We start from the raw sequence: 13,313 nt of genomic DNA, 5'->3' as shown, positions 1-13,313 counted from the left end.
GGCTGCGGGGAATGTGCAAATATAGCTGTAAAGTGCGTACACCGATCCGCGTACGGCCGAAGAAATGCGACAGGCTGCAGGCCGGTGAAAGCAATCCGCAGATCGGTCCTCCACAGAATGAGAAAAAGCAACCGAACGGTTGCTTTTTTCATGCTTTCAGCCCTTTGGCCATGCGGATGCCCGGCGGTTTATCACGCGTCCAGCAGGGCAACGTATTCTTCAATGGTGATGGAGTCGATGTAGTTTTTAAGCGGATTTCCGTCTATCTTATACCGGCTGACCAGGTCATAGGTATCGGAATAGTGCTTTACCGAATTCTGGCGCTGCCTTTCTGAAATGGTGAGCCAGTCCTCTTCATCCCGGTCGATCTGAAACTTTCTTCCGCTGATGGCTATGACCATCCTGAAAGCGTCTTCGATTTTACTGATCAGTTCTCCCTTGCTCACGGTTCATCTTCCTTTCGATCTGCACCTTTGTGCACAACTGAACTTTATTCCCGTTTCGTGAAAAAACCGTGAACACACAGTGAATTCATTCTATCTTCTGTTTGAACATATATTCAAAAAGGGAAATTCATTAACAAAAGCCCTCCTCACGGAGAGCTTCTGATGTTGTATTTCAACGGGTTACGGTTATTTTTTCCTCTGGGTGTAGACCACGAGCTGGACAGTGGGTTCAATTTTCAGCTCAAAGAACACTTTTTTATTGGAATCAACCACTTCCACATAGACCGTGTCCCCATCTGTCAGGGACTTCTGTACCTTGAGCTTTCCGATCTTTTCGAGCAGGTCAGGGTTGACTTCCTTCAGGAAGGAATCCACTTTATCCTGGATTTTCTTCATGGTGTCCTTGTCCAGCTTGGGATTCTCTTCCGGGGAGCCTTCTGTTCCTGCGTTGCTGGCCAGGGAAAGGACAGCGCCTTTGGGGGAGACATCGGCACCATAGTTTTTGCCTTTTTTTGTTTCCAGGGTGATATGGTAATAATCATCCATGTACCGGATATTGATGCTGCGGACGTCTTTCCAGTAGTCTGTCTTGTAGCCCTCATTCTGCAGGAGTTTGCAGATCCGCTGCTCCATGGCATCGGTCTCATCTTCCTCCAGCGGGGGGACTTTTGCAAAGGCCGCAGAAACGGAAACCATACAGAGAATAACCGCCATCAGGAAAACCAACCATTTTGACTTGCGCATAATTTCCTCCTTTACAAACAGAAAATATGGTTTGGTATATACCAACCATATAACGCTGCAAACCTGCAAATTATTCCAAATAAATTACAAAATATTACAGAATATAAAACAGACGCAACGGGATACGTAACAAATTGGTTTACATGCTTATCCGGGCAATGGCAGGAAGGAGATCATTCTCCCTCATCCGGGTTATGCTCCCGGATAAAGCGGATAAAGTTCTCCTCAGCCAAAGGACGGGAGAAGAGGAAGCCCTGCATATAGTCGCAGTCGTTTTCCCGGAGCATCTGCTCCATTTCTTTTGTTTCCACGCCCTCGACCACGGCTCTTTTACCGATACCCTTGACCGCACTGAGGGAGGTTTTGAGGATGGTCATGGCGGAAGGCTCCGTCATGGCTTTCCAGAGAATATCCCGGTCAAACTTTACAATGTTCACCGGATAGGTCAGGAGCGTACCGATGGTGGCGAAGCCGGAGCCGTAATCATCCAGGCTGAAGGCAACACCCTCCTCGCGCATGCGCTCCATGAAGGAGACCACCTGTTCCTTTTCCGACCGGGTGATCTCGGCGGTTTCTGTGATCTCCAGGTTGATGGCATCCGTGGAAAGACCGTATTTCTGAAGCATACCCAGCAGGTCATCCGCGAGGGACGGTTCCCGCAGCTGGCGGGGGGACAGATTGACCTGGATGCAATTGATGCCCAGGCTCTTCGTATCCCGGTCCCGGATCATGCGGCATACTTCTTCAAAAACGAACAGGCCTACGGCGTTGATGCGCCCGTTTTTCTCCGCGACGCGGATCAGTTCCTCCGGGTTGACAAAGGATCCGTTGCCGTCCCGGAGACGGATCAAAGCCTCCGCACTGCGGTAGGTGCCGGAGGAAACCTCCAGGATCGGCTGGTAAAAGACTTTGAAAGTCCGGTTTTCCAGGGCCTTATCGATCATGTGAAGGATCTGCTGGTCATGACGCATGGACTCCAGGACGGTGTCCACCGTTTCGTCGGACAGGGCGGCGGAAGATGTGTTTTCCGTGCCGGTCAGGTAATCCAGGAGAGCGTAGCCGTCCGGGAAACGCTCCGTAACGCGGATCGTCCGGATCAGGGGTGAAATCCGCGTGGTTTCTGTTTTATCCTGCAGGGTGAGGACAAAGGGGGCGGAAAAGTATTCCTGTATCTTTTCCCGCGCGGACTGGCCCCATGACGGAGAGGCGTCCTCCTCAATAATCGCGAAGCACTCATTGGACAGGACGTAGACCTTCCCGGCAAAAGCGCTGTCAACCCGTTCCGCAAGGAGAATCGTCAGCTGGTCAATGGTGGAGGGACGGGAGGCAACGGCGGAAGTGCGGATATAATCCATGTTCAGGGCCATAATCTGATACGGTGTCCTGCGCTTCTGCAGGCGGCGGACCGTGGTGATAAACGCGTAGCGGTTATAGCACATTGTGGTCTGGAACAGGTAATACGCGTGATTCTCAAAAGCGATAAAGAGGAAAAACAGGCTCAGGGTCGTCATGAAATTGCCGATGACGTAACGGGGGAAAATGATCTGGAAGATCTGTGCGATGAAATTGACCACGGCATACCAGAAAACGGAGACCTTCTGGTAATGGTTAAAGCGCTTCCGGCAGGCGGCGTAGAAAAGCAGGCCGGCCAGGATCTCCGCGTAGGCAATGGCGTAAAGCAGAGGATGGAGAATCCCGTGACAGTACAGCAGGTTTTCGTCAAAGTAGGCGATCCACCTTGTGGTGGGGGAGGTAAAGATCAGGAAGGTTTCCAGGAGATGGACCGAAAAGAAGAAGATCCGGACAGGAGTCTTAATCTGCGGGATCTTGGTGACATTATCCGCGTACAGCATGAAAACGCCGGCCAGCAGGTTATACAGCCACAGGTAAGTAAGGTTGATTGCATCCCGGAAAAAGGGGGTATACTGTTCGGGGTGGGATATGCTGTCGATCGAAACGATATTCAGCGCGGAGGCAAGCAGGTTGATGACGACCATGCAGAAAAAGAGCCGGTTATGCGGCGTATCATAGTTCCGTTTCAGGAAATACAGCGCAAAAAGCACCGCAGTACCCATTACTGCTGCAATGCAGAACTCGCTTATATATTGCATGAAACTCCTAATCCCCCTGCTGTAAAAAAAGATGCTTTATCTATTTTATATTCGCCGGGGAAAAGAAAAAACCTTCTGCGGGCAGAAAGCATAAACCGGTCGGACAGCACAGCGGCTGTCCGGCCGGCAGGGCAGGAAATCATACTATTATTGATCAGCAACCCATTTCATATAAGATTCCGGGAGCAGCATACGGCCTTCGCTTTCATCATTCGGATTGGTCGCTTTTCCGGTCAACGCATCCACGATGATGGGCTTGTAATAATAAGCCTCCGTATAAAAGCCGGTTCCGTTCACCGCGTCTGTTTCCAGTTCTTCCGTGGAGTCATCCGCCCAGTCCACCCAAACAACCCATGCGGGAACCAGGACATATTCGTATTTGCTGCCTTCCGGGAGATCATACTGGGCGTAACCCCAATCGATATGGCGGACACAGCGGATGTTTCCGCTCATGATCATCTCTTCCAGCGCCGGTTTCACGGCCTCGAAGGGCAGGCACTGGTCCGGGGTGCCCAGTTCGGCAACGGTGTCCCAAAGGGTGTAGGAGTATTCGAAATTGTTCTGATCTGTCACGAGACCCCAGGCAGAACCGAAACCTGCGATGACTGCGTCATGCCGGGTCCGTTCGTGTCTGAATGCGTCATGGATACTTCCGGCTACAGGGATGCCATCCATCAGCTGCATGCATCCAAGCTCATACTGGCCTTTATCATCCAACTTTTTCCCGGATTTCCGGTACTTCGTACGGTCATAGAGGACGATGTCCTGAATTTTGTAGTCCACGGACGGGTATATGAGCTGAATGTTCTTTCGGACCAGATCCAGCGCCTCATTAACGGTGAGGTCATTATCCTCGGCATAGGCTTTGTCCGGGTCGTATTCCGGCAGCATATGTGCTGGCGTTGTCACCAGACCGGGATTGGACGCATCGGGATGGGATTTGTGATCAAAATATTGGATGTGGATTAGGTTGTAACGGCTCTGGAAACAATTCTTTCTTCCACCTTTTTCCAGAGCTTCAAAGTACTCCTTGTACTTTTTTATATCTTCCGTGGATAGTTCTTTCATTTCCTCCACAGCCAGGATCGGAAAGATTGTTTTCTCCGGAACGGTGATTTCCGTATCCACTTTGATGGTGCGGCCATAGGCTTGGTATTCGCCCTGCCACCGGTCCGGAACCGCTGCTTCCGCGCAGACGCCTGTGAACAGGCAGGTTCCGCAAAGGGCCAGACCGGCCAGGAATGAGCATAAACGCTTTGTCAGACTCATGGTATTCTTTCTCCTGTATTTTTATTCATTCATTCTCAATAAACAGTGAAAAGGCTTGTTACAGCGGGACTTCACCTCCTCCGTGGATTTGCTGCTTCACCTATAAGACGAATCAGAAGCGGATCAGGTTTTCGTTCCGGAAATCTTTTTTTCGCAAACAAAAAAACGCCGATGAAAACATCGGCGTGGTATGGCAGTCATCAGGGGAGGGAGAGGAGGCTGCCCGTGATCCCTTTGGCACGGAGCCTGCGGGCAATGTCCTCCGGGACATCAGCGAGGAACCGCTCAAGCTTTGGACGGGGGTAATACGTGAAGCCGGAGATATCCGGCACAGGGGCATTGTACTGGACGTTCAGCAGGTGTTTTTTGATCTTCGCGGTGTCTTCCGCTGTGAAATAGTCCGTGAGGCTTTCTTCCTCTGCCGCAGCGAGCAGGGAACGGATCTCTCCCGTATGGGCACTGGTATGGTAAAGCCATTTGTCGATGGCTTTCGCTTCAGTGTAGAATGTCTCCCTGAACTGGCCGGGATCCATGGGCGGAACGTACTCCCGCCGGGTGGCGGTCCAGATGCTGATATCATTCCAGTAATCGGTGATGCAGTGAGTGAGGATGCCGGCGACAAGCATCCTTCTGCGGGGATCCGACACCGCTTCCCCAAAGGTTTCCCAGAACCGGTCCATGTTCCGCAGCCATCTGTCGTTGTCCCGGGTTTCACCCCAGGGGCCGCAGCCCTCAAACAGATGGGAGTGGATCTTGCTTTCAACGGTATAATCCGCCCGCATATGGACGGCATCCGGGGCAACAGAACCCAGCATAAAGGCTTCCCGGCCTTCCGTGAGGCTGAGCTTTTCCATAACCCTGTAGGCGATCTCCATGTGGATCATCTGAAAGGACATTGATCGTTACTCCAATAAATCAGAAATATCAGAAGGAGACGGTGCTTCCGGCGGGAATGTGTACTTCCTTTTCACCGTACGCGAACCACAGGTCCCGTGCGGTGGGATTGACGCAGAGCGTCATGGCTGTGTTGAAAACCAGCTGGCTGAACGCCCGGCAGTAGTCATAAATCTCGATGTTGGCCGCGTACCAGATATCCTCTTTGCCGCTGACAGCCTGGGCAAAGCGCTCAATCACATCCCAGTTATCATTGGCCTCAAATTCATAACTGTGGCCCCAGAGGTAAAAGAGCATGGGATCCCACCAGTTCCGGGCTTTGACAAATTTTTCCGCGAGATTCATCAGTTCCGGATCATTATGGTGGCAGGTGGCCTGCAGGCGGAGCCAGTCCTTCGGCAGATGGAAATCACGGGTGGACTGCACGGTCCGCGCGTAGCAGATGCCGCAGCTTTTCAGGACCCCGACACTCTGGTCATCAAAGGCGCCGTAGGGATAGGCAAAGCCACGGATCACCGTGTCGAAGAGACTTTCCAGTTCTTTCCGGTCCCGGAGTACTTCCTCCGCCGCAATGTTGGCGGGAAGGCCCACGAGGGAGGCGTGGGTATAAGCGTGGGCAGCGATCTCCCAGCTGCTTTTTGCGTATACTTCTTTGAGCTGGTTCAGGGGCATACGCCGGTGGATGGTTCCGGGAGCATAGGTGGTCCCTTCCGGCGGGAAGCATCCGCTGTTGATGTTGAAGGTGCCCTTCAGCCCGTATTTCTCCGCGATGGCGATCAGCTTTTCATCCTGTTCCACACCGTCATCGTAGCTTAGGGTAAGCGCCTTGGGCAGGCCGCCCGGGAAACGCATGATCATATTGGCCATAAGAATTCTCCTTGTTTTCTGTTTTTGATTATTCTATCAAAGAGGAAAGCGGTGGTCAAAAGCAAACGGAAGGAAATGACCGCAGCCTTTATTTATACCAGAACCAGCCGGAATTGTTGGATTGGATATATGCCTGTTTCGGAACCTGCTTGAGAATGTAATGGACGTCCATATAATCCGGTGACGGGGAAAGCAGGCCAAAGGCGGCAGCCGCCCAGCAAATAGCCGAGGGGATCTTCCATGAAATGGGGAAAACGCAAAACAGGATAAGTGGAATGATCCCCAGTATTGCAGGGAGGAGTGACATGACAATCGCCCTTTTCCTGCTCATGGGATAATGACACACACAGAAGGCTGAGAATTTGTTCAGACTGATGCCGTAGTAAGCAACAGAATCCGGAGGACAACATACAGCGTGAAGCAGCTCATGAACGGGGATCAGACAGAACCCCAGGAGAATACCCACAAAGACGTATGGTTTATCAAAAGGAAATTCTCCATACAATGCCTTTTTCAGGTACAGGCAGGCCAGACAGAGCAGAAAGGGAAGGATTCCATATATAATCGAAACACGCATTTTGTTCGCAGGCATTTCGATCATCTGCGCTTGTCCGGGCAGATCAACTTCAGGATAATCCTTATTCCAATCCTGGTTTCCCATCCACTGAATACGGGGCATACAGAACCTGCTCCTTTCATATGGCTTTTCCTTAACGACGTTATCAGGATTATACCACAAGGAGCAGGTGATTGCTGTGTCTTCTGTTGTACTGGATTCGGAACAGGAATACCTGTTCTCCTCAAAAAAAAGGGACTGAGCTGTGCTCAGTCCGTTCTGTAGCTGTACTCCAGCACGGTGCTTTCACCGTTTTCGGTCCAGACTACATTGTTGCTTTCATCATAGGAGAAGGTGACGGTGAAGGGCTCATCCGGATCAAAGAAGCCTTCCGCGGTAATGGTATCGGAAGCGGGATCATAGCTGCCCTTCAGGATGGCGTCCGCCAGGATCTCGTCATTCCTTCCGTAGGTGAAGCAACGAATATCGTACTCGCCTTCATACCAGTCATAGAAGATAACTTCCGTGTCACCCTTCATCCACCGTCCGCCGTAGAAATTGCCGATGGGCTCGAATTCCAGGCCTTTTCCTGCATCTTCCTTCAGGTCATTCCAGAGGAGCTTTCCGTTTTCGTTGATGGTGAAAACAGCGTCTCCGTCCTCGTAATAGGTTTCGTCCCAATCGTAAGAGACGGTATCCTGCCGGTAATGAAGGCCGAAGGGAACCGCAGTGAGCGCTGTCATGTCAGGATTAAGGGCAGTGGCGTATTCCCAGATATCCTCTTTATTGTCACCCAGCCGGTGGACGATCATGGGCTTAATGCCGCCGTCCTCGGCGTACATCTCGATCCGCCAGTCACCGTCTTCTGCAATCCAGGTGTTCACATATACTTTAGATTCCGGATACTCATCCGGATAATAGCCGAATTCTTCTTCCGCAACCGCCGCCGCGGTAAGGACGAGGCAGAGCATCAGCATCAGCGCAAACAGTTTTTTCATAATGGGAACCTCCTTTGGTACATAATCCGTTTCACTCATGTTCTGTTGACATATATTGGTACGATACAAAAATCCTCATGGCAATCAAAATATGTATTTCTTTTTACGGACTTTTCTTTGAGCCCATCATACTCTAAAACAGGCACCAGGTCAACGGGAACCGGAAAACGTATGAACGATGCACTTGCGGCAGCGGGAGAAACCGTGATATGATCGGCAGCGGAAGACATGAACCTATCAAGACTGATACCGCAGGCAGGAGTGTATGAGATACAGGAACATTACCCGGGGCGTTTTCCTGGACCGGCCCAACCGTTTCATTGCCCACGCGGAGATTGAAGGACGCAGGGAAACGGTTCATGTGAAGAATACCGGGCGATGCAGGGAATTGCTGCTGCCCGGGGCGGAGGTCTGGCTGACAGCCCCCGGAACCGAAGGACGAAAAACGAAATATGACCTGGTGGCGGTGCGAAAAGACAGCGGCCTGCTGGTCAACATCGACAGCCAGGCGCCCAATGCCGTTGTGAAGGAATGGCTGGAAAAGCAGGAATATGACAGGGTTGTTCCGGAATATACCTATGGCGATTCCCGGATCGATTTTTACCTGGAGCGGGGAGAAGAGCGTACCCTGATGGAAGTGAAGGGCTGCACGCTGGAGATTGACGGGATCGGGTATTTCCCGGACGCTCCCACAGAACGGGGCGTCAAGCACCTGCGGGAGCTGGCGAAGGCCGTGAAGAAAGGATACCGGGCAGTGATCGCCTTCGCGATCCAGATGGACGGGATCACAGAGGTACGGCCCAATACCGGGACCCATCCGGAATTCGGGGATGCGATGCGGGAAGCCCGGGAAGCAGGCGTGGAAGTGCTTTTTCTTCCGTGCCAAGTGGAACCGGACGGGCTGACGGTCAAATAAACGGATTCTGTCTTGAAGAATCCTGTGATTATGATAAGATACACATGCTAAAAAGCTTGGGGGATAAAGCCCGGAAAGAGGATCCAGTGAGCATTCGGATTAACGAAAAGGAAAGACTGTTTTCCCTGGAAACAATCCATACAGAATACCAGATGAAGGCGGATGAGACGGGCGTACTGCTGCACGTATGGTACGGCCTGAAAACCGGATCGGACATGAGCAGCCGGATCCGTACGGCAAACCGCGGGTTCTGCGGCAATCCCTATGAGCAGCAGACACGGTTTGACTATTCCCTGGACACGCTGCCCCAGGAATACTCCACGGACGGGGTGGGTGACTTCCGCTCCGCCGCGGTAAAGGTAAAGCTGGAAAACGGCAGCCGAAGCGTAGACTGGCGCTATGCGGGATACCGCCTGCTGAAGGGCAAGGAAAAGCCGCAGGGCCTGCCGGGACTGCGGGGCAACGCGGAAACGGAAGGGCTGGAGATCTGCCTGGAGGACAAAGTCAGCGGTCTGAACGCGTTCCTGATATACTGGCTGTTTGAAGAGCAGGATGTGATCGTACGGAGCGTACGGCTTGAAAACCGCGGGACTGAAGTCATTACTCTGGGAAAAGCAGCTTCGGTCTGCATGGATTTTCCGTACGGCAAGAAGGAAGTCATGCATTTCCACGGACGGCATGCCATGGAAAGGGTGCCGGAGCGGATGGGGATCCCGCAGGGCGGCCGGCTGGCCTTTGAGTCCAGACGGGGTATGAGCAGCCACCAGAGCAATCCGTTTATCATTCTCTGCGATCCGGCTGCCACGGAACGGCAGGGAGAATGCTGGGGCTTTATGCTGATGTATTCCGGAAACCATCTGGAAGAGGTCAGCATGGACCAGACGGGAAGCGTGCGCGTGGTGAGCGGGATCCATCCGGAGGGATTTGAATGGAAGCTGGCGCCGGGAGAGAATTTCCAGACGCCGGAGGCAATCCTTTCCTTCAGTGCGGAAGGCCTGAACGTTCTGAGCCGGAACTATCACCGGGTGATCCGGAAAGAAGTGATCGCACCCCGGTGGAGAAACGCGAAAAAGCCCGTGCTGGTGAACAGCTGGGAAGCCTGCTATTTTGATTTTGACGCGGAGAAGCTGCTGGATCTGAGCAAGGCCGCGAAAGATCTGGGCATGGAAATGCTGGTCCTGGATGACGGCTGGTTCGGCAAGCGCAATGATGATACTACCAGCCTGGGTGACTGGGTATGCAATGAAGGTAAGCTGGGCTGCAGCCTGAAGGAACTGTCCGAACGGATCCACGAAACGGGATTGAAGTTCGGCCTGTGGGTGGAACCGGAGATGATCAGCCCGGATTCCGACCTGTACCGGGCTCATCCGGACTGGGCACTGCAGGATCCCGGAAGGCTGCCGATGGTTTCCAGACGCCAGCTGGTGCTGGACATGGGCAGGGAGGAAATCCAGGATTATCTGTTTAACAGGATCAGCGCGATATTGAATGACGCGCAGATTGAGTATATTAAATGGGACTTCAACCGGAGTGTGGCCAACTGCTGGTCCGGCGCGCTTCCCGCTGACAGGCAGGGAGAGGCGGCGCACCGGTTTATGCTGGGCACCTACCGGCTGCTGGAACGACTGACAGCAGCTTTTCCGGATGTGATGATCGAAGGCTGCTCCGGAGGCGGCGGACGGTTTGACGCAGGGATGCTCTATTACTGCCCGCAGATATGGTGTTCCGACAATACGGACGCCATTGAACGGCTGGAGATCCAGAAGGGCACCTCCTATGGCTATCCGGTGTGCGCCATGGGATCGCATGTATCCGCGTGCCCGAATCACCAGACAGGACGGACAGTACCGCTGGAGACACGGGGCGTTGTGGCACAGACGGGTACCTTCGGGTATGAGCTGAACCCGGCGAAGCTGACAGATGAAGAAAAGCAGACGGTGAAGCAGCAGATTGAGGCTTTCCACCGCTATGAGACCCTGATTGAAGGCGGAGACTATTACCGGCTGGATGAGGGCGAAGAGGACTATACGGCCTGGATGGTGGTAAGCCCGGAGAAAGACGAGGCACTGGTGAGCTTTGTGGCGACGCATGTGCGATCGAACGGAGCGTTCCCGCTGGTACGGCTGCAAGGGCTGGAGCCGGAAACTGTGTATCGGAGAGAAGACACGGGGGAGACGGTAACGGGAGCCGCACTGCTACAAGGAATTAGTTTCGGGCAGATGCATGGAGACTATCCGGCAGTACAGGTGCGGCTGAAAGAAATGAAGAATGAAAAATGAAGAATAGTGGAAAAACAGCTTCCGGAGAATCCGGAAGCTGTTTTGTTGAATGGATGGTTTGGGTAGTGGAGGTAATGGAAAGGAACGTGACAGAGGGGACAGACGAAATGTCACGCTTCGCATTACATTTCATCTGTCCCGCAGTCACATTCCCGCCAGGGGCGATGGCTGTTTGAAAGTATGTTTGTATAATTGCAAGGCAAATGAAAAAGCTTCCAGAGGGAGACTTTTCACCATGAATCAGGTTTCTGTTTCGGGAACGGAATAGTGCGGCATCATGATGCCTTCCCGGTCAAAACGGGCTTTGATCCGGGTGCGGATTTCCCGCTCTATGCGCCAGTGTTCACCCACGGGACAGACCACCGCCACCTGAAGCCGGACGGAGTTTTTGTCAAAGGCCACGATGCTCATGACATCCGGAACGGTCCTTATGCCTTCGACTTCCTTCGCGGCGATCTCCATCTCTTCCTTCACCATGCTGACCAGGCGCTCCTGACTTTCCTCATAGGGGCAGGGAACGTTGACGATGGCCCGCTTGAAACCGCGGCTCATGTTGGTGATGGTCCGGATATCGCCGTTGGGGATATTGTAGATATTCCCATTATAGTTCCGGATGGAAGTGGTGCGGATGGTGATGGACTCCACGGTGCCGTCAAGATCGTTGATGCTCACCAGGTCGCCCACGGCAATGGTGCCTTCACCCCAGATGAACAGACCGGCAAGCAGGTCCTTGACCAGCGTCTGGGCACCGAAGGCCAGCGCGATACCAACAACCCCGGCAGCGGCCAGCAGAGAGGTCACGTCCACACCAAAGATGTTCAGGATGATCGTGACCAGGATAAAGAACATGATGTAGCTGAAAATACTGGTGATGATCGACCGGAAGGTTTCAGAACGCTGAGAATTGACCTTGCTGTTTTTGCTGCGGCGGCGGGCCAGGCCGGCAATGATCTTTTTACCCAGCTTGATGATCACCAGGCCGATGACCAGCACAATCGCTGAGATCAGCAGATGGCTGAAAAACTCGGGGAATTTATCCAGGATGCTTTTGGCACCCTCAGTGGCTGCTTTCAGGTCAGTTTCAACCTGCTCACCCACGCCAGGGGCAGGTGTTACCTTGGCGGCTATCATTCTGGCAGGACTTAACATACTGTATCCTCCGTTTGGTCCGGTTCAGTGTCCTGCCTGCGGGCATGGCCGTAGAGGCCCGCCTTTTCAAGCAGAACGGTAATGACGCCCACAAACAGGAACAGGTAATAGGTAAAGAAACGCCAGATCAGCAGGGCAAGGCCCTTGGTTCCGCCGGGAAAGATGCCGTCGAAATAACGCATGAAACCGCCTTCCTGAGCGCCGCTGGCACCGGGGAGAGGCGTATAGCTCGCACTGACGAAGAGCAGCAGTCCCAGGGTCAGCAGGTGATACCAGGGGGTTCCGGAAAGCCCGAAAGCATAATAGACGAAGACGATGGAACCGGTCAGAGCCAGCATGCTCAAGGCGCTGCACAGGCACTGCAGGAGCAGCTGCGCAGGGGAGCGGAACAGATCATAAATGGCCGTATGATAGGTATCCAGCACTTCATAAGTTTTTTCCAGCGCAGCTTCCCGGTCTTTGACCAGGCGGATCCGGGCGGCCAGGCCGATCAGGCCGGAGGCAAGACGGCGCACCAGGCTGCGCCTGAAGGCGGCCAGGAGCACCAGGGGAACCACGCTGAAATTGATGATCCAGCCGATGCGGACGAACCACATGGCATCACTCAGCTGCTGATACACAAAAGCGCGGTTGAACAGCAGGAACAGCAGGCTGAGCAGGGACACCATAAACTGATTGGCGATGAGGCGGATGGTGACCGCCGTGGTGCCGTTGCCAACCGGGACACCGGCCTTGCGCAGGGAATTAACCTGCATGGGCTGGCCACCGCTGGCACCGGGCGTGATATTGCTGTAATAAAACCCGGTCAGCGTTACGCTGATCACGGTCCAGAGGCCGAGCCGGAACCCCTGCTTTCGCAGGCAAAACCATGTTCCAAGGGCGTCAAAGAAAGCGTATCCGGCCCAGCAGAGGAAAACAACGGCGATCCACCTGGCATCCAGGCTGAAGAGCGCGTCCCAGGCGTTACTCAGCTCCGGGTTGCCGAAGGCGATACAGAAGACGGCGGCAAAGGTTACGAGGATGAACAGCGCGCTGAGTATTTTTTTCAGTTTCGGGTTCATGCCGGCGCCTCCTTTCCCGTTGA

12 protein-coding genes are annotated in these 13,313 nt (G+C 53.4%); 2 read left to right on the top strand and 10 right to left on the bottom strand.

What is annotated here, in order from left to right:
• Positions 1 to 191 precede the first annotated feature (191 nt).
• From JYE50_RS06965 to JYE50_RS06935, 8 genes are all read right to left on the bottom strand, one after another.
• A complete protein-coding gene (locus JYE50_RS06965) occupies positions 192 to 446 on the bottom strand; it encodes a hypothetical protein (protein ID WP_084096834.1) in 255 nt (84 codons plus the stop codon).
• Between the two features lie 186 nt (positions 447 to 632).
• Complete coding sequence (locus JYE50_RS06960) at positions 633 to 1,190, bottom strand: hypothetical protein (protein WP_084096835.1); 558 nt, start codon at positions 1,188 to 1,190, stop codon at positions 633 to 635.
• 173 nt (positions 1,191 to 1,363) lie between these two features.
• Positions 1,364 to 3,301 (bottom strand): EAL domain-containing protein, encoded by a 1,938-nt coding sequence (locus tag JYE50_RS06955; RefSeq protein ID WP_084096836.1) that lies wholly within the window; start codon positions 3,299 to 3,301, stop codon positions 1,364 to 1,366.
• Positions 3,302 to 3,448: 147 nt separating this feature from the next.
• Entirely contained in the window at positions 3,449 to 4,570 is a 1,122-nt protein-coding gene (locus JYE50_RS06950; RefSeq protein WP_084096837.1) for a hypothetical protein, read from the bottom strand.
• A gap of 200 nt (positions 4,571 to 4,770) precedes the next feature.
• Positions 4,771 to 5,466 (bottom strand): zinc dependent phospholipase C family protein, encoded by a 696-nt coding sequence (locus JYE50_RS06945; RefSeq protein ID WP_084096838.1) that lies wholly within the window; start codon positions 5,464 to 5,466, stop codon positions 4,771 to 4,773.
• Between the two features lie 28 nt (positions 5,467 to 5,494).
• Entirely contained in the window at positions 5,495 to 6,331 is an 837-nt protein-coding gene (locus tag JYE50_RS06940) for a polysaccharide deacetylase family protein (protein ID WP_084096839.1), read from the bottom strand.
• Between the two features lie 88 nt (positions 6,332 to 6,419).
• Positions 6,420 to 6,908: a DUF3267 domain-containing protein gene (locus JYE50_RS15505; protein WP_369413452.1), complete on the bottom strand. Its 489-nt coding sequence runs from the start codon at positions 6,906 to 6,908 to the stop codon at positions 6,420 to 6,422.
• Positions 6,909 to 7,156: 248 nt separating this feature from the next.
• Positions 7,157 to 7,885: a hypothetical protein gene (locus tag JYE50_RS06935; protein ID WP_084096841.1), complete on the bottom strand. Its 729-nt coding sequence runs from the start codon at positions 7,883 to 7,885 to the stop codon at positions 7,157 to 7,159.
• Positions 7,886 to 8,150: 265 nt separating this feature from the next.
• Here JYE50_RS06935 and sfsA point away from each other — a divergent pair, with 265 nt between their 5' ends.
• Both sfsA and JYE50_RS06925 read left to right on the top strand, forming a co-directional pair.
• Entirely contained in the window at positions 8,151 to 8,801 is a 651-nt protein-coding gene (gene sfsA / locus JYE50_RS06930; RefSeq protein WP_084096842.1) for a DNA/RNA nuclease SfsA, read from the top strand.
• A gap of 86 nt (positions 8,802 to 8,887) precedes the next feature.
• A complete protein-coding gene (locus tag JYE50_RS06925) occupies positions 8,888 to 11,080 on the top strand; it encodes an alpha-galactosidase (protein WP_084096843.1) in 2,193 nt (730 codons plus the stop codon).
• Positions 11,081 to 11,320: 240 nt separating this feature from the next.
• Here the strand turns inward: JYE50_RS06925 and JYE50_RS06920 are convergent, their stop codons facing one another.
• Both JYE50_RS06920 and JYE50_RS06915 read right to left on the bottom strand, forming a co-directional pair.
• The gene (locus JYE50_RS06920) at positions 11,321 to 12,229 is read right to left on the bottom strand and encodes a mechanosensitive ion channel family protein (RefSeq protein ID WP_084096845.1); all 909 of its coding nucleotides are present in this window, start codon (positions 12,227 to 12,229) and stop codon (positions 11,321 to 11,323) included.
• Positions 12,223 to 13,290, bottom strand: a complete 1,068-nt coding sequence (locus tag JYE50_RS06915) for a lysylphosphatidylglycerol synthase transmembrane domain-containing protein (RefSeq protein ID WP_084096846.1) — start codon at positions 13,288 to 13,290, stop codon at positions 12,223 to 12,225. The genes JYE50_RS06920 and JYE50_RS06915 overlap by 7 nt, the downstream gene beginning before the upstream one ends.
• Between the last annotated feature and the right edge of the window lie 23 nt (positions 13,291 to 13,313).

The sequence above is a fragment of the Aristaeella lactis genome (assembly GCF_018118585.1).
Lineage (GTDB): Bacteria > Bacillota > Clostridia > Christensenellales > Aristaeellaceae > Aristaeella > Aristaeella lactis.
This window is presented reverse-complemented; position numbering and strand designations above follow the sequence as displayed.

Excerpts from the sequence above, each read along its gene's own strand:
- JYE50_RS15505 (WP_369413452.1), bottom strand. The coding sequence starts at position 6,908 with ATGCGTGTTTCGATTATATATGGAATCCTTCCCTTTCTGCTCTGTCTG.
- JYE50_RS06920 (WP_084096845.1), bottom strand. The coding sequence starts at position 12,229 with ATGTTAAGTCCTGCCAGAATGATAGCCGCCAAGGTAACACCTGCCCCT.
- JYE50_RS06955 (WP_084096836.1), bottom strand. The coding sequence starts at position 3,301 with ATGCAATATATAAGCGAGTTCTGCATTGCAGCAGTAATGGGTACTGCG.
- JYE50_RS06950 (WP_084096837.1), bottom strand. The coding sequence starts at position 4,570 with ATGAGTCTGACAAAGCGTTTATGCTCATTCCTGGCCGGTCTGGCCCTT.
- sfsA (WP_084096842.1), top strand. The coding sequence starts at position 8,151 with ATGAGATACAGGAACATTACCCGGGGCGTTTTCCTGGACCGGCCCAAC.
- JYE50_RS06935 (WP_084096841.1), bottom strand. The coding sequence starts at position 7,885 with ATGAAAAAACTGTTTGCGCTGATGCTGATGCTCTGCCTCGTCCTTACC.
- JYE50_RS06940 (WP_084096839.1), bottom strand. The coding sequence starts at position 6,331 with ATGGCCAATATGATCATGCGTTTCCCGGGCGGCCTGCCCAAGGCGCTT.
- JYE50_RS06945 (WP_084096838.1), bottom strand. The coding sequence starts at position 5,466 with ATGTCCTTTCAGATGATCCACATGGAGATCGCCTACAGGGTTATGGAA.
- JYE50_RS06915 (WP_084096846.1), bottom strand. The coding sequence starts at position 13,290 with ATGAACCCGAAACTGAAAAAAATACTCAGCGCGCTGTTCATCCTCGTA.
- JYE50_RS06960 (WP_084096835.1), bottom strand. The coding sequence starts at position 1,190 with ATGCGCAAGTCAAAATGGTTGGTTTTCCTGATGGCGGTTATTCTCTGT.